Raw genomic sequence first — 18,129 nt, forward strand, 5'->3', positions numbered from 1 at the left:
TGCCACACTGGCACCCCGGTAATCAGCCACCGGCGGATAGGGCCGATCCGTGGGCAACGCCAGGCGCTCGGGCATCCCGGCCAAAGTCCCCTGCCAGAAGTCCAACTGGGAGGCGATACGACTGTGCCGGTCCGCCAAGTCACCGAATTGCGCGCGCTGCCACAGCGTGTAGTCCACGTATTGCACCGCCAACGGCGTCCACCTGGGAGCCTCGCCGGCACACCGGCTGGCATACGCCACACCGAGATCAGCCACCAACGGCCTCATGGAGACACCATCAGCAGCGATGTGGTGCACCACCGCCACCAACACATGTTCATCGTCGGCAACACGGAAAAGCCGTGCCCGCAAAGGAAGGTCGCTCGCTAGATCGAACGACCGACGCGCCGTTTCTTCGACGGCTTCCTGCAACCGGCTTGCCGGCCAACCGCTCGCATCAACGATGTCCCAACCCAACTCAGCGCGCTCAATCGGGACAACCACCTGTTGCGGGACACCATCAGCAGCGGCGAACACCGTGCGCAAGCTTTCATGGCGGGTCACCACGTCGCTCAGTGCGGCACCCAGCGCCGCGGTATCCAGGCGCCCACCCAGTCGCAACGCTACCGCCAAGTTGTAAATAGGTGAGGGACCCTGCAATTGGTCCAAGAACCACAACCGGTTCTGGGCGAACGACAACGGCACCACCGCAGGACGATCGCCAGCCACCAACGGCTCCAAGCCACGTCCGCCAGCAGCCAGCCGCGGCGCCAGTTGGGCAACGGTGGGTGCTTCGAACAGCACCCGCACAGCGACGCCGGCATCCAACGCGGTATTAATCGCGGCAACCACTCGCATCGCCGACAACGAATCCCCGCCCAAGTCGAAAAATGAGTCGTCGACCCCAACCCGCTCTACACCCAAGACCCTGGAATAAATGCCAGCCAATACCTCTTCAACCGGGCTGGCCGGAGCGCGGTAACGATCAGCATCCTGATACTCCGGTGCCGGCAGTGCGCGGGTATCCAGTTTGCCGTTCGGAGTGAGCGGCAGTGCCTCGAGCACCACCACCGCGGTCGGCACCATATACAGCGGGAGGCGATCGGCCAGCTGCGCGCGCGCGATGTCCGGATCTGCGCTTCCGGTCACATAACCGACCAGCCGTTTATCGCCGGGCCGCTCCTCGCGGGCAACCACCACCGCTTGATCCACCCCGTCTAGTCCGTCCAGGATGGATTGAATCTCGCCCAACTCGATGCGATAGCCGCGAATCTTGACCTGCTCATCCGCACGCCCTAAGTACCGCAACTGCCCATCGGGTCCCCAATACACCAAATCGCCGGTGCGATACATGCGTGTTCCAGAACCGCCGAATGGACACGCCACAAACCGCGATCCGGTCAATCCAGGGCGATGCCGATATCCGCACGCGACGCCGCGGCCAGCCACATACAGCTCCCCGACTACCCCGGTCGGTACCGGTCGCAGCCAATTATCCAACACAAACAACGCCGCCCCGGGCACCGGCGAACCGATCGGCACCCCCCCGGCCCCCGGCGTCAAAGGCGCACTGACCGTCACAACCATCGCCGTCTCGGTGGGTCCGTAGGCGTTGACCATCACCCGCCCGGGCGCCGCCCACCGGTCCACTATCTCGGCCGGACAGGGCTCACCGGCCACGATCAACGTCGCCGCCTCCAACCCCTGCGGCGATAACATAGCCACCGCAGAAGGCGTCTGGGCGAACACGTTGACGTGTTGGCTAACTAGCAAGGCGTGCAAGTCTTCTGGCGAGCGCGCCACCGAGTCGGGCACCATCACCAGTCGTCCACCCTGCAGCAGCGCACCCAAAATCTCCCACACCGAAGTGTCGAAGGCCAAGGTGTGATACTGCGGTCGCACCCCCACGCGAGGCAGGCCGACATCCGGCGACGCCAGCAGCTGAGTCACGTTGCGGTGAGTGACCGCCACCCCCTTTGGCACGCCGGTGGTTCCCGAGGTGTAAATCAGGTACGCGATATCGTCTGCGCTCGGAGTTGGCAACGCGGTGCTGGGCTTGGCGCCCACGGCGGTTTCGTTGACGTCGATGACCGCCCCGTCGAACCCGTCCAGCCGATCGGCCAGCTCAGCGCTGGTGATCGCCGCGACCGGTGCAGCGTCGGTGAGCATGAACTCGATCCGCGCGTCGGGATGCCCCGGGTCGAGCGGCAGATACGCCGCCCCGGCCTTGAGCACCGCCAAGATCCCCACCACGGCCCCAGCCGATCGCTCCAACAACAGCGCCACGCACTGCCCCGGACCCACACTGTGGGCAATCAGCTTGCGCGCCAACCGGTTAGTGGCGTCATCGAGCTCGCGGTAGGTCCACGACCGCTCCCCGTCGCTGATCGCCACCGCATCTGGGGCGCTCTCCACCTGCGCGGCAAAGGACACCGGAATCGATACCGACGTCGCCTCCGGCTGCGTCAACACCGCCCGGTTGCCCCACCGGTCCAGGCGGTTCTGCTCAGCACCATCGAGCAGATCCATTGATGACAACCGCCGCGTCGGATCAGCGGTCAGCGCCACCAACACTCGCTCGAAACGCTGGATCAAGACCTCGATGCTGGCGGGGTCGAACACATCGGTGCGAAACTCCACCGCCCCACCGATCCCGGCTGGCTCGCCGGCCTCAGTCCAGTGTTCAGCCAACGAGAACGTTAAATCCATTCGCGCGGTGTGGGTGTCCACCGGCAGCGGGGTCGCTTGCACATCACCCAAACTCAACTTGGCCGGTTGATTGTTCTGCCACGCCAACCCCACCTGGACCAGGGGGTGATGGGCCCGGCTTCGGGTCGGGTTGAGCCGTTCTACCAGCACCTCAAACGGCACATCCTGATGCTCGTAGGCGGCCAGGCTGCGCGCGCGCACCTGCGCCAACACCTCCGCCACCGTGGGGTCACCGGCCAGATCGACCCGCAACACCAAGGTGTTGACGAAAAAGCCCACCAACTCATCAAGCGCAGGATCGCGGCGCCCGGCGATCGGGAAGCCCACCGCCACATCGGAATTGGCGCTCAGCTTGGCCAACAACACCGCCAGCGCAGCTTGCACCACCATGAAACTGGTCGCATTGTGCTCACCGGCCGCTTTGCACACCCGCTGTTGCAGCTCGGCCGACCAGTCCACGGCCACAGTGGCGCCACGGTAGTCGGCAACCGGCGGATAGGGCCGATCAGTTGGTAGTTGCAGTCGCTCAGGCATCCCGGCCAGCGCATTCGCCCAGTAGGTCAACTGGGAAGCAATCGGGCTATCGCTGTCATCTAAGTCGCCAAACTGCGCGCGCTGCCACAGCGTGTAATCGACATATTGCACCGCCAATGGCGCCCAACCCGGAGCCCGCCCGGCACACCGGCTGGCGTAAGCCGCGCCCAAATCCGTTACCAGCGGAGCCACTGACCAGCCGTCGGCAGCGATATGGTGGACCACCGCCACCAGCACATGCTCATCCTGAGTAACGCAGAAAAGCCTTGCCCGCAAGGGGATTTCGCTCGTCAAATCGAAACTGTGCCGGGCCGTTTCTTCGATGGTCTCCTGCAATCGGCTGGCCGGCCAGCCGCTGGCATCAACGACGTCCCAGCCCAACTCAGCGCGCTCGGCCGGAATCACCACTTGGCGCGGAACGCCATCCGCCGCCGCGAACACCGTCCGCAGGCTTTCATGACGGGCCACCACATCGCCTAGCGCTGCACCCAACGCCTCGCCGTCCAAGCGCCCACACAGCCGCAACGCCACCGCCATGTTGTAAATCGGCGACGGCCCCTGCAACTGATCCAAGAACCACAACCGGTTCTGGGCAAACGACAACGGCACCACCGCAGGACGATCGCCAGCCACCAACGGCTCCAAGCCACGTCCGTCGGTACCCAGCCGGGGCGTCAGCTGCGCAACCGTGGGTGCCTCAAACAACACCCGTACGGCGACACCGGCATCCAAAGATTTGTTGACTGCGGCGATCACCCGCATCGCCGACAACGAATCTCCGCCAAGTTCGAAGAAGGAGTCGTCGACGCCGACGCGCTCAAGCCCGAGGACTTCGGCAAAGATGCCGGCCAGGATCTCCTCGACCGGATCGGACGGGGCGCGGTAATGATCTGCATGCTGATATTCGGGTGCGGGCAGCGCCCGGGTATCGAGTTTGCCGTTGACCGTTAGCGGCAGCGCATCAAGTTGCACCACCGCGGCGGGCACCATGTAGCTCGGCAGCCGTTGCGCCAGGGCGCTATGTGCGACGGCTAGGTCGGCGGTTCCGGTGACATAGCCGACCAGACGTTTGTCGCCGGGGTGGTCTTCGCGGGCGATCACCACCGCCTGGTCGACGCCGTCGAGCGCGGCCAGCGCGGCCTGGATCTCACCGAGTTCGATGCGATACCCACGAATCTTGACCTGCTCGTCAGCCCGACCCAGATATTCCAGCTGCCCATCGGCGCACCAGCGCACCAGATCCCCGGTGCGATACATCCGTGTTCCCGGCGCTCCGAAAGGACAGGCCACAAACCGCGACGACGTCAACCCCGACCGGCGCACATACCCGTACGCCAAACCGGCGCCGGCCACGTACAACTCCGCCACCACCCCGGAGGGCACCGGACGCAACCACCCGTCGAGAACGAAAAAGCCCAGATGTGCCAACGGCCCGCCAATGGGGCTGGTGCTGCTATCGACATCGGCTTCGACGATCTCGCGGAATGAGGCATGCACCGTCGTCTCGGTGATGCCATACATGTTGATCAGCCGCGGCAACCCCGGATGGCGATCCAGCCAACTCTGAAGACGCTGCGGGTCGAGGGCTTCCCCGCCGAACACCACCGTCTCGAGGCTGAGTTGAGCGCCCAACTCGGGGGCGAGCCCATCAGCGGTCTGCAACGCATAAAAGGCCGAGGGCGTCTGACTCAACACGCTGACCTGTTCGGTGGCCAGCAACGCATGCAGATCCTGGGGCGAACGCACGACCGGGTCGGGCACCACTACCAGGCGTGCACCCCGCAACAACGCACCCCAGATCTCCCACACCGAGAAGTCGAAGGCCAACGAATGGCACTGCGACCACACCTGTCCCGACGACAGCTCCAGGTCAACATCCAAAGTGTCCAGCAGTCCGACCACGTTGCGGTGCGGGATCGCCACTCCCTTGGGCATCCCGGTGGTGCCCGAGGTGTAGATCAGATACGCGACGTCGTCAGGGCCGGGCGCCGGCAGCGCAGTGCGCGGCTGGGTGTCGACAGTGGGATCGTCGATATCGATGACCGCCACCTGATGGCCGTCCAACCGACCGGCCAGCCCGGCGGTGGTGAGCGCGGCGATCGGCGCGGCATCGGCCACCATGAACTCGATGCGCGCATCGGGATGACCCGGGTCAATAGCCAAATACGCCGCGCCGGTTTTGAGCACCGCCAGCATCGCCACGACCGCTTCAGCCGATCGCTGCATTAGCAGCGCCACACACTTCCCCGGGCCAGCGCCGTGGCTAATCAGCAAGTGCGCCAACTGGTTCGCGGTCTCATCGAGTTCGCGGTAGCTCGTTGGCTCACCGTCAAAGGTCAACGCCACGGCCTCTGGTGTGCGCGCCACCTGCGCGGCAAACAACCCCGGAATCGACTCCGCAGGCGGAGCCGGCGAGCTCAAAACCGCGCGGTTGCCGATCTCGTCGAGGCGGACATGTTCACCGGCGTCGAGCACATCGACCGACGACACCCGCCGGGCCGGATCGGCGGTCATCGCCACCAACACCCGCCGCAACCGCTCGATCAGTGTCTCGATGCTGACCGCATCGAACACGTCGGTGCGGAATTCCACCGCCCCGCCGATCCCGGCGAGTTCACCGTCCTCGGTGAAACGTTCAGCGAGCGAGAACGTCAAATCCGTACGCGCGGTGTGGGTATCCACCGGCAGCGGGGTCAACTCCAGATCACCCAGGCCCAACCCGGCGACGGGGGCACCGGCGAAGTTCTGCCAGGACAACAACACCTGCACCAGCGGATGGTGGGCGCGGCTTCGGGTCGGGTTGAGCCGCTCCACCAGTACCTCGAACGGCACGTCCTGGTGCTCATAGGCCGCCAGGCTGCGCGCGCGCACCTGCGCCAACACCTCCGCTACAGTGGGATCACCGGCCACATCGACCCGCAACACCAACGTGTTGACGAAAAAGCCCACCAACTCGTCCAACGCAGGATCGCGGCGACCAGCGATCGGGAAACCCACCGCCACATCAGAACTGGCACTCAGCTTGGCCAACAACACCGCCAGCGCGGCCTGCACCACCATGAAACTGGTCGCATTGTGCTCACGAGCCACCAGGGCAACCTGCTGCTGCAACTCGCCCGGCCAGTCCACGGCCACGCTGGCCCCACGGAAATCAGCCACCAACGGATAGGGCCGATCAGTGGGAAGCTCCACACGCTCGGGCATCCCGGCCAAAGTGCTTTCCCAATAGGCCAACTGGGAGGCGATCAGGCTCTCGCTGTCGTCGAGCTCACCGAATTGCGCGCGCTGCCACAGCGTGTAATCGACATACTGCACCGCCAACGGCGCCCAACCCGGAGCCTCGCCGGCACAGCGGGCGGCATATGCCCCACCCAGATCAGCCACCAGCGGGGTGATCGACCAACCGTCGGCAGCGATATGGTGCACCACCGCCACCAGCACATGCTCATCCTCACCAACCCGGAAAAGCCGTGCCCGCAGCGGGATCTCGCTCGCCAGATCAAAACTGTGCCGGGCCGTCTCCTCGATAGCCTCCTGCAGGCGGCTGGCCGACCAATCGCTGGCATCAACGATGTCCCAGCCCAACTCGGCGCGCTCAACAGGCATCACCACTTGCTGCGGAACGCCATCAGAAGCGGCGAACACCGTGCGCAGACTCTCATGACGGGCCACCACATCGCCCAGCGCTGCGCCTAATGCCTCGGCATTCAGGCGCCCGCCCAGCCGCAAGGCCACCGCCATGTTGTAAACCGGTGAGGGACCCTGCAACTGATCAATGAACCACAACCGGTTCTGGGCAAACGACAACGGCACCACCGGCGGTCGCTCGCCAGCCACCAAGGGCGCCAACACATCCCCACCGGCGGTCAGTCGCGGCGCCAACTGCGCAACCGTGGGCGCCTCGAACAACAAACGCACCGCAACGTGAGCGTCCAAAGATTTGTTGATCGCCGCGATCACCCGCATCGCCGACAACGAATCTCCACCCAAATCGAAGAACGAGTCGTCGACTCCGACCCGGGCCACCCCCAGCACTTGGGCATAGATGCCGGCCAGGATCTCCTCAACGGCGTTGGCCGGGGCGCGGTACTCACCAGCGGTGTACTCGGGTGTCGGCAGGGCGCGGGTATCGAGTTTGCCATTAACGGTCATCGGCAGCGCCTCGAGCACCACCACCGCCGCGGGCACCATAAAAGCCGGCAACCGCTCAGCTAAGGCAGCGCGCGCGGCGGCTGGCTCGGCGGTCCCCGTCACATAACCAACCAGGCGCTTATCGCCGGGGCGGTCCTCGCGGGCAACCACGACCGCTTGCTCCACACCGTCGAGTGCGGCAAGCGCTGCCTGCACCTCACCCAACTCGATGCGGTAGCCGCGGATCTTGACCTGCTCATCGGCACGGCCGAGATACTGCAGCTGCCCATCGGGACCCCACCGGACCAAGTCGCCGGTGCGATACATCCGGGCCCCAGAATTCCCGAATGGACACGCCACAAACCGCGACCCGGTTAACCCGGGCCGACGCCAATATCCACATGCGATGCCTCGGCCGGCCGCATACAACTCACCGACTACACCCGCCGGCACCGGACGCAACCACTTATCCAGCACAAATAATGCCGCCCCGGGCACCGGTGAACCGATCGGCACCACCCCCGACCCCGGTATCAACGGCGCACTGATCGTCACAACCATCGCGGTCTCGGTGGGGCCGTAAGCGTTGAGCATCACCCGTCCGGTCGCCCACCGATCCACCACCTCGGCCGGACAGGGCTCACCGGCTACGATCAACATCGCCGACTCCAACCCCTGGGGCGATAACGCCGCCACCGCCGATGGCGTCTGGACGAATACATTGACCCGTTCGCTAACCAGCAAGGCATGCAAGTCTTCCGGCGAGCGCGCTACCGGATCGGGCGCCACCACCAGGCGTCCACCCTGCACCAGGGAACTGAAGATCTCCCACACTGAGGTGTCGAAGGCCAAGGTGTGGTACTGCGGCCGCACCCCCGCGTGCGGCAGGCCGACATCGGGCGACGCCACCAGTTGGGTCACGTTGCGATGAGTGACCGCCACGCCCTTCGGCGTCCCGGTGGTGCCGGAGGTGTAAATCAGATATGCGATGTCGTCGGCCGCGGGTGCCGCCAGTGCGGTCGAAGGCTGGCTGTCCACTGCGGTGTCGGCGACGTCGAGGATCAATAAGTCGTGCCCGTCGAACCGCCCGGCCAGATCCGCGGTAGTGATCGCGGCGAACGGCGCGGCATCAGCCACCATGAACCCGATCCGCGCGTCGGGGTGCCCTGAGTCGATCGGCAGATACGCTGCCCCGGTCTTGAGTACCGCCAGGATCGCCGCGACCGCCTCGGCCGAACGTTCCAGCAGCAACGCCACGCATTGTCCCGGACCCGCACCTCGCTCAACCAACAAGTGCGCCAACCGATTCGCCGCTTCGTCGAGCTCGCGATACGTCCACGAATTGTCGCCGCACACCAGTGCCACTGCCTCCGGGGCACGGGCTACCTGCGCGGCAAACAAGGCGGGAATCGACTCCGACACCGGCTCCGACTGCGTCAACACGGCTCGGTTGCCCCACCGATCCAGTCGGGCTTGCTCGTCCGCATCGACCAGGTCCATCGATGACACCCGTCGGGCCGGGTCGGCGGTCATCGCCACCAACACCCGCTCCAACCGCTCAATCAGCGCTTCGATGCTGCCCGCGTCGAACACATCGGTGCGAAACTCCACCGCTCCGCCGATGCCGGCAAGATCGCCGTCCTCGGTGAAGCACTCCGACAACGAGAACGCCAAATCCATGCGGGCGGTGTGCGTGTCCACCGGCAGCGGGGTGACCTGCAGATCACCCAAACTCAACGAGGCGGGCTGATTGTTCTGCCAGGCCAACAACACCTGGACCAGCGGGTGATGGGCCCGACTTCGGCTTGGGTTGAGCCGCTCGACGAGTACCTCGAAGGGCACGTCCTGGTGCTCGTAGGCGGCCAGGCTGCGCGAGCGCACCTGCTCCAGCAATTCCGCTGCGGTGGGATCACCGGCCACATCGACTCGCAGCACCAAGGTGTTGATGAACGAACCCACCAACTCATCCAGTGCAGGATCGCGGCGTCCGGCGATCGGGAACCCCACCGCCACATCAGAACTCGCGCTGATCTTCGACAACAACACGGCCAGGGCGGCCTGCACCACCATAAAAGTGGTCGCATTGTGCTCACTGGCTACTTTGCGCACCCGCTGCTGCAAGTCGACCGGCCAGTCCACCGTTACGGTGGCGCCACGGTAGTCGGCAGTCGGCGGGTAGGGCCGATCAGTCGGCAGCTCCAACCGCTCCGGCATCCCGGCCAAAGCGCCTTCCCAGTAGGCCAATTGGGACGCGATCAAGCTCTCGCTGTCGTCGAGATCTCCGAACTGAGCACGTTGCCACAACGTGTAATCGACATACTGCACCGCCAACGGCGCCCAGCTCGGGGCCTGCCCGGCACAGCGGCTGGCATAAGCCACCCCCAAATCAGCCACCAACGGAGTGATCGACCAACCGTCAGCAGCGATATGGTGCACTACCCCCACCAGCACATGCTCGTCCGCACCGAGAGTGAAAAGAGTTGCGCGCAGCGGGATCTCGGTCGACAAATCAAAAGGGTGACGTGTTGCGGCGCCGATGGCCTCCTCCAGCCGGCTTGCCGGCCAGCCGCTGGCATCGACTACGTCCCAAGGTAACTCAGCGCTATCGGCGGAAACGACCAACTGCTGGGGCACGCCGTCCGGGGCGGCAAACAACGTGCGCAGGCTCTCATGACGGGCCACCACATCGCCCAGCGCCGCACCCAACGCCTCGGCATCCAGGTGACCACACAGCCGCAACGCCACCGCCATGTTGTAAATCGGCGACGGCCCTTGCAACTGGTCCAAGAACCACAACCGGTTCTGAGCAAACGACAACGGCACCACCGCCGGTCGCTCGCCCGCCACCAACGGCTCCAAGCCACGTCCGCCAGCACCCACACGCGACGCCAATTGGGCAACCGCAGGCGACTCGAACAAGATCCGCACCGATAGGGCGGCATCCAATGACTTGTTGACCGCCGCGATTACCCGCATCGCCGACAACGAATCTCCGCCAAGTTCGAAGAAGGAGTCGTCGACGCCGACGCGCTCGAGCCCGAGGACTTGGGCGTAGATACCGGTAAGGATCTCCTCGACCGGGTCGCTGGCGGCGCGGTAGTGATCGACATCCTGATATTCCGGTGCCGGCAACGCCCTCTTGTCGAGCTTGCCGTTGACCGTCAGCGGCAGCGCATCCAGCGTCACCACCGCCGTCGGCACCATATAGGCCGGCAGCCGATCAGCGAGCGCGGCGCGTGCGGCCGCCGGATCGGCGGTCCCGGTGACATAACCGACCAGGCGCTTATCACCCGGGCGATCCTCACGGGCGACCACCACGGCCTGCTGCACCCCGTCGACCCCGGCCAGCGCAGCCCGCACTTCACCAAGTTCGATGCGATAGCCACGGATCTTGACCTGGTCATCAGCCCGGCCCAGATAATCCAGCTGCCCGCCCGCGCCCCAGCGCACCAAATCGCCGGTGCGATACATCCGGGTTCCAGAACCGCCGAATGGGCAGGCCACAAACCGCGACGACGTCAACCCAGCCCGGCGCACATACCCATATCCCGCGCCGGAACCCGCCACATACAACTCTCCGACCACTCCCGCGGGTACCGGGCGCAACCAGCGATCCAGCACCAGAAAGGCGAGATGGGCCAGCGGGCCCCCAATAGGGCTGGCATTGCTGTCGACGTCATCATCGACGATCTCCCGAAACGAAGCATGCACGGTCGTCTCGGTGGTGCCATACATATTGATCAGTCGCGGCAGACCCGGGTGGTGACCCAACCACGTCCGAAGACGGGGCGGCTCCAGCGCTTCACCCGCGAACACCACCGTCTCGAGTTTGAGCTGATCGTCCAACTTGGGGGTCAACGCAGCGGCGGTCTGCAACGCATAAAAAGCCGACGGAGTCTGGCTCAGCACGCTGACTTGCTCGCTGATCAGCAGGGCATGGAATTCTTCTGGCGAACGCGACACCGACTCGGGGACCACTACCAAGCGCCCACCGTGCAGCAGCGCACCCCAGATCTCCCACACCGAGACGTCGAACGCCAGCGAATGCCACTGCGACCACACTTGGCCTGCCAGTTCCAGGCCATCGCCGGCGGCCGTCAGCAGCTCGGTGACGTTGTGGTGGGTGATGGCCACGCCCTTGGGGACGCCGGTCGTGCCCGACGTGTAGATCAGGTACGCGATGTCATCGGTCGCCGGTGCCGGCAACGCAGTCCATGGATAGGTATCAATTTCAGGGTCATCGATATCGATGACCGGCAGATCATGCCCGTCGAGCCGGTCAGCCAACCCGGCTGTGGTGATCGCCGCCACCGGCGCGGCATCACCGATCATGAACTCCACCCGCGCCGCCGGCACCACCGGATCGATCGGCAAATACGCCGCGCCGGTCTTGAGCACCGCCAAAATCGACACGATCGCCTCAACCGACCGGGAAAACAGCAACGCCACGCACTGCCCCGGACCCACACCCTGGTCGACCAACAGGTGCGCCAACCGGTTGGCCGCTTCCTCCAACTCCCGGTAGGTCATCGACCGGCCGTTGAAGGACAGCGCCACCGCCTCCGGAGTAAGCGCCACCTGCGCGCTAAACAACACCGGAATCGACTCCGCGGGCCCGGCCGGCGCCGTCAACGCCGCCCGGTTGGCCCACCTATCCAGCCGGGCATGCTCACCGGCATCCAGCACGTCCACCGACGACAGTCGTCGGGTGGGGTCGACGGTCATCGCCACCAACACCCGCTGCAGGCGCTCAAACAGCGCTTCGATGCGGTCCGCGTCGAACACGTCGGTGTCGAATTCGACGCGCAAGCCCAGTTCGTTGCCGGGAAGCGCCTGCACTGCAAGCGGGTAGTGGTTGTATTCGCGGTTGCTGAACTTGGTGATGGCCAACCCGTCGACGTCCGACAATGCATCGGTGTCGAGGGGATAGTTCTCGAACGCGAAAAGGGTGTCGAAGAGGCGTTCTTGGCCGGTGATGCGGTGGATCTCGCTAAGCGCCAAGTGCTGGTGCTCGAGGGTGTGGTTGTATGCGCTTTGCAGTTGGTTGAGCAACTCTGCGGTGGTGGTTGTCGCGGTGATGGTGGCCCGCACCGGCACTGTGTTGATCAACAGGCCCACCATCGAGTCCGCCCCGGGCACCTCGTCGGGCCGTCCCGAGACCGTGACACCGAATGCGACGTCATGTTGCCCGGTCAACGAGCTCAGCAGGAACGCCCAACCACCCTGCAGCACGGTGTTGACGGTGGTCTGCTGCGAGCGAGCCAGCTCGCTGACCGCGCGGGTGGTCTGCTCAGTAAGTCGAAACGAGGCGACACCTCGTTGCCCGAGGCCCAACCGATCCGGCGGCCCGACCAGCGTGGGGGTGTCAAACCCGGCCAACACCTCACGCCACGCCGCACCGGCGGCGTCGCGATCCCGGCCGGCCAGCCAGCCGACAAAACGGCGATACGGCGCGGCGGCAGGCAACCACTGCCCGGTGTAGCTGGCAAAAATTTCCCCCAGCAGGATCGGCAGCGACCAACCATCCACCACGATGTGGTGGATGGTCAGGACAAACCGGTGCTGGTCTGGTGCGGTGCGGATCAACGCCGCCCGACAGGCCGGCTGTTCGGCCAGGTCGAAGACCGCCGCGCGCTCGGTAGCGCACACCTGCTGGATCTGCTCCTCGACATCGACCTCCGGGTCGGCGTCGACATACCGCCACGCTGCGGCGGGGTCGGCGGGGATGATCTGCACCGGCTCGCCGAATCGTTCCCAGAATCGGGCCACCAGGTTGGGATGGCGGTTGACCACCGTCTGCACCGCCTCATGCAGCCGGTGCTGATCGAGCGGGCCGTTTACGGTGATATCGAGCTGCACCGCATACAGATCGTCGCCGCTACCCTGCGCGGTGCCGGCGTGAAAGAGCAGGCCCTGCTGCAGGGGGGTCAGCGGTAAGACGTCAGCGATCCGCATATTGACGCTGGAGCTCGTCGATCTGCTCCTGACTCAGCCCGACAAGCGCGAGATCAGAGGGCGTCAGCCCACCCCCGCCACCGCGCACATGCGCGCAGATGCCGACAAGGGCCTCACACCACAACCGGCCAAGCCGGCTGACCTGCGAGTGATTCAGCACCGACGGCGCCCAGGTCCAGTTGGCCTGCAGCTGCGGCCCGGCGTCAGTGTCGACGGTGGCGGCGTTGAGGTCCACAGTGTGCATCAGCGGCATGGGCACCGCCGCGGCAGCCGCGGCCAACGACAAGCTTTCCGGGCTGATCCGCCAGAGATCACCGGAGTTCTCGGCCCCCGCTGCGCCCAGACGGCCCAGATAGTTGAATCCGACCGTCGGCTCGGGCACGGCCAAGTCCACCTCGGAGCTCAAATAGCGCAGCACACCGTAGTTCAATCCTTCGGGGACTGCCCGAAGCTGTTCTTTAGCGTCCTTGACCAACGCTCCCAGCGCGGCCTCGCCGCTTTTTACCTGCGCCCAATTCAGTCCAGCGACGGCCAACGACACCGGGAATTTGGTGGTGAACCACCCCACGGTGCGGGTCAGGTCTACGTCAGCGGCCAACTCCTCCTCGCGCCCATGGCCTTCGACGTCGATGCCGATCGGCGCGCTGGCCGTGCCGAAAAACTCCGCCAACGCCAACGCGAATCCGATCAACAAGATGTCGTGCACCCCGGCATGAAACGCTGCCGGTACCTCACCAAGCAGCACCTGGGTGGTCTCGACATCCAGATCCATCGAAAAGTGCCCGGCCGTGGCGAAGGTATCCACCTCGGGTCGCACCGCCGGCAACACCGCAGGCGCCGACGCTACCCGCCGCCAGACATCGGCCTGCTCCAGCACCGCCGGGGTGCGCGCGTACTCAGCCAATACCGACGACCACCGGGCAAACGAAGTCCCACCGCTGGGCAATTCCACGGGCTGCCCACTGTGATGCTGGGCCCAGGCAATGTTGAGGTCTTCCAACACAATTCGCCACGACACTCCATCAACAGCCAGGTGATGAATGGTCAGCGCCAACTGTGCACTCGAGCCGGCCCATAACGCGCTCAGCATCACCCCTGCGGACGGGTTCAACAGCGACCGCGCCTTTACCAGCGCCTCGTCGCTCAACACGTCCACCGATCGCAGGCAACCGCCGACATCCACCGATCCCACTTCGGGCACCTGTAACGACCAACCCCCAGCGCCGTCGTCATCGACGCGCAACCGCAGCATCGCATGGCGGTCGATCAACGCCTGCAGCACCACCTCCACGTCGGCCTCGGTCACCCCTTTCGGGACCTGCACTACCACCGTCTGATTGAACTGATCAACCGGACCGTCGACACTTTCCAGCCACCGGATGATCGGGGTGGCTACCACCGGCCCGATACCCTCATCGACCGCACCAGATGCACCGTCAGCCACCCGGGCCACCCGGGCCAGCCCGGCCACGGTTTGCTCGACGAAAATATCGCGTGGCCGGCACACCAATCCCGCGAGCCGAGCCCGTGCCACGACCTGCATCGACAGAATGCTGTCCCCGCCCAGCTCGAAGAACGAGTCATCGATCCCAACCCGTTCCACACCGAGCACTTGGGCGTAGATGCCAGCCAGGATCTCCTCGACCGCGCTGTCCGGGGCGCGGTAACGATCGACATCCTTATACTCCGGAGTCGGCAGCGCCCGTTTATCGAGCTTGCCGTTGACGGTCAGCGGCATCGCGTCGAGCGCCACCACCACAGCCGGCACCATGTAGGCCGGCAGCCGGTCGGCCAGTTTCGGTCGCGCTGTTGCCGGATCGGCGGTCCCGGTGACATAACCCACCAGGCGCTTGTCGCCGGGGCGGTCCTCGCGGGCGATCACCACCGCCTGCTCCACCCCGTCGAGCTCGGCCAGGGCCGCGCGCACCTCACCAAGCTCGATGCGATAGCCGCGGATCTTGACCTGCTCGTCCGCGCGGCCGAGATAGTCCAGTTGGCCGTCGGCGCCCCAGCACACCAAATCCCCGGTGCGGTACATCCGCGCGCCGGTCTCCCCGAACGGGCAGGCCACAAACCGCGACGCCGTCAAACCGCCCCGGCGCAGGTAGCCATATCCCGCGCCGGAACCCGCCACATACAACTCTCCGACCACGCCCGCGGGTACCGGTCGCAACCAGCTGTCGAGCACAAAGAAGGCAAGGTGCGCCAATGGCGCCCCGATGGGACTGGCGCTGCTGGCGACATCGCTGTGAAGGATTTCCCGAAACGAGGCGTGCACGGTCGTCTCGGTGGTGCCATACAGGTTGATCAGGCGCGGCAGCCCTGGGTGATTGTCCAACCACGTCCCGAGGCGCTCAGGCTCCAGCGCTTCACCGGCGAATAGCACGGTCTCCAGCTTGAGCTGATCGCGCAGCTCAGGAGCGAGCGCATCGGCGGTTTGCAGCGCATAGAACGCCGACGGTGTCTGACTGAGGACAGTGACCTGTTCCGCGCTCAGCAACGCATGGAAATCTTCCGGCGAGCGCGCCACCGACTCAGACACCACGACCAGCCGCCCGCCGTGCAACAGCGCACCCCAGATCTCACACACCGAGACGTCGAAAGCCAACGAATGCCACTGCGACCACACCTGACCCGCCAGCTCGAGGTGGGCGTCGAGCGACTCCATCAGCTGCGTGACGTTGCGGTGGGTGACGGCCACACCTTTGGGAACGCCGGTGGTGCCCGACGTGTAGATCAGGTAGGCAACGTCGTCAGCCGCGGGCGCCGGCAATGGCGTGCCCGGGTACGTCTGGATTTGGGGGTCGTCGACATCGATGACCAGCAGATCGGAGCCATCGAGCCGAGACCGCAGGCCCGCGGTGGTGATCGCCGCGATAGGCGCGGCGTCGGCAATCATGAACTCCATCCGCGCTGCCGGCACCGCCGGGTCGATCGGCAAATAAGCCGCTCCGGTCTTCAAAACCGCCAGAATCGACACGATCGCCTCAGCGGAGCGCGAAAACAGCAGTGCCACAGACTCATCCGCGCCTACACCCTGAGCGGCCAATAGCTGCGCCAACCGGTTCGCAGCCTCATCCAACTCGCGGTATGTCCAGGAACGCTCCCCACACGCCAGCGCCACCGATTCCGGGGCACGGGCCACTTGCGCGGCGAACAACATCGGAATCGACGCGGACGGCGAGGCGCTCGCCATCAACGCCGCCCGGTTACCGACCTCATCCAACCGGGTGTGCTCACCGCCATCCAGCACATCCACAGACGACAGCAACCGCTCTGGGTCGTTGGCCATCCCCACCAACACCCGCTCTAGTCGCGTCACCAAATCGCGAAGATCACAATCCGCGAATAATTGTCCAGCGCCGGGTGTGCTGAGAAATAGCTGATCGTCGTCTCTAAAGAAAACGAGCCTGAACTGCTCGCCAAGACCATCATGCGTCAGGGTCGCCGTTACCGCAGAACCAGCAAGATCCGTCATGTGCGTAGTCGGAATAAAGTTAACCGCTACCCGATTCGATGTCTGCCCAACGCCACCAGGGAAACGCGTGGTGTTCTCAATGGCACGCGTAGGGAACCGTTGATGCTGCAGCGTTTCGCGGATTCGAGCATCGACATGTCCACAAAAGTCAGCAACCGTAGCATTCGGCGAAGGTTTCAACACCAGGGGAACAACCCCGGAAATCATTCCGGGCACCAGCTTTACCTCGGGACGCACACGCCTGCTGACCGGAAAATCGAACACCACGTCCGAACTCTCGGACTCGCTCCCACGCACCAGCAGCGCACACGCCGCAGTAATCACCGACGAGCGACGCATCCCCAACGCCTTTGACAGGTCGTCTATGCCGGCAACGGCAGACGGGTCCAATTGAATTGGCGCCGAAGACTCATCCCGACTACGTCCCCCGCCGTTGCGTCCCACCCTAGAAGCGGCGTCGCCTTCCGGCGCCAGCTTACTTGACCAAAATGCCTGGTCATCGAGATAGTCGCTGGATGCTTCGTATTCGGACTCACAGGCAACCAGCTCATCCAGTGACCCAAAGAACCCCGGCGGGATCGCCGCGCCCGAAGCAAGTGCATTGTAAACAGCTGCAACCCGATGTAAAACGAGAGCGAGGCCGATCCCGTCTACGACAATGTGGTGGCAGCAGACGAACAAATAAAATTCATCCGGCCGCGTTTGCAGCAATGCAAATTTGAACAGCGTGCCATTGAGCGGCATCAGTGTGCGTTGAATCGACGACGCTAACCGGTAGGCGTCCCCTCCAGGATTCTGAGAATCCATGAGGTCGTAGCGGGCAAGCTCAACGTCCGGATGATCGACGATCTTTTGGAAAACCTGGCCGCCCACCTCGTAAAAGCTGGCTCTCAGCGGTTCGGCCTCGTGCACCGCCTCGCGGATCGCCGACTCCAATAAATTAGGGTCAATCGGTCCAGCGATTCGGACAAGCACGCCCAGTTGCCACTTGGCACCAACAAGACCCGTTTCCTCGGCAAGCCATATATCCAGCTGACCACGCGTCAGCGGAAGTCCACCGTCGTCAGGTTCCATAACTCCCCCAAAACCATGTGGTTTAACCCACAATTCTCAGAATTCCGGGCAGCCGTAGCCTCTCGCCCAATTCTTCGGCGAATATCAGTCAAGTTCCATTCGATCCGGTCCAAACACGCAGCGCGGTCCGCCTCCCCGTGAACCGTCCGCCAACCGGCCCGAACATCGGCGAAAATCAGCCACCGGCTGGGTTGCTGCACGTCGATGCCCAAGGCCAACGAGCTGCCGTCGCGATCGCAGCGACTGACGCTCCCCGGGCCCCTGCACCC

Annotated in this window: 2 protein-coding genes and 1 pseudogene; all 3 read right to left on the reverse strand. The window is 64.7% G+C overall.

The features are described from left to right. Nucleotides 1-13,308, reverse strand: a 13,308-nt coding sequence (locus tag AC5Y5W_RS21810) for a non-ribosomal peptide synthetase (RefSeq protein ID WP_500022593.1), incomplete at its 3' end; no start/stop codon positions are given. Continuing rightward, nucleotides 13,295-17,860, reverse strand: coding sequence for an amino acid adenylation domain-containing protein (locus tag AC5Y5W_RS21815; protein WP_500022594.1), 4,566 nt, complete (start codon nt 17,858-17,860; stop codon nt 13,295-13,297). The genes AC5Y5W_RS21815 and AC5Y5W_RS21810, both read right to left, overlap by 14 nt. Nucleotides 17,861-17,910: 50 nt before the next feature. Continuing rightward, nucleotides 17,911-18,078, reverse strand: a pseudogene (locus AC5Y5W_RS21820) (MbtH family NRPS accessory protein); the annotation flags it as partial. Nucleotides 18,079-18,129: the final 51 nt, after the last annotated feature.

Source organism: Mycobacterium sp. NGS51 (genome assembly GCF_059812525.1).

Coding starts and splice junctions, on each gene's coding strand:
- AC5Y5W_RS21815 (WP_500022594.1), bottom strand. CDS start 17,860: ATGGAACCTGACGACGGTGGACTTCCGCTGACGCGTGGTCAGCTGGAT.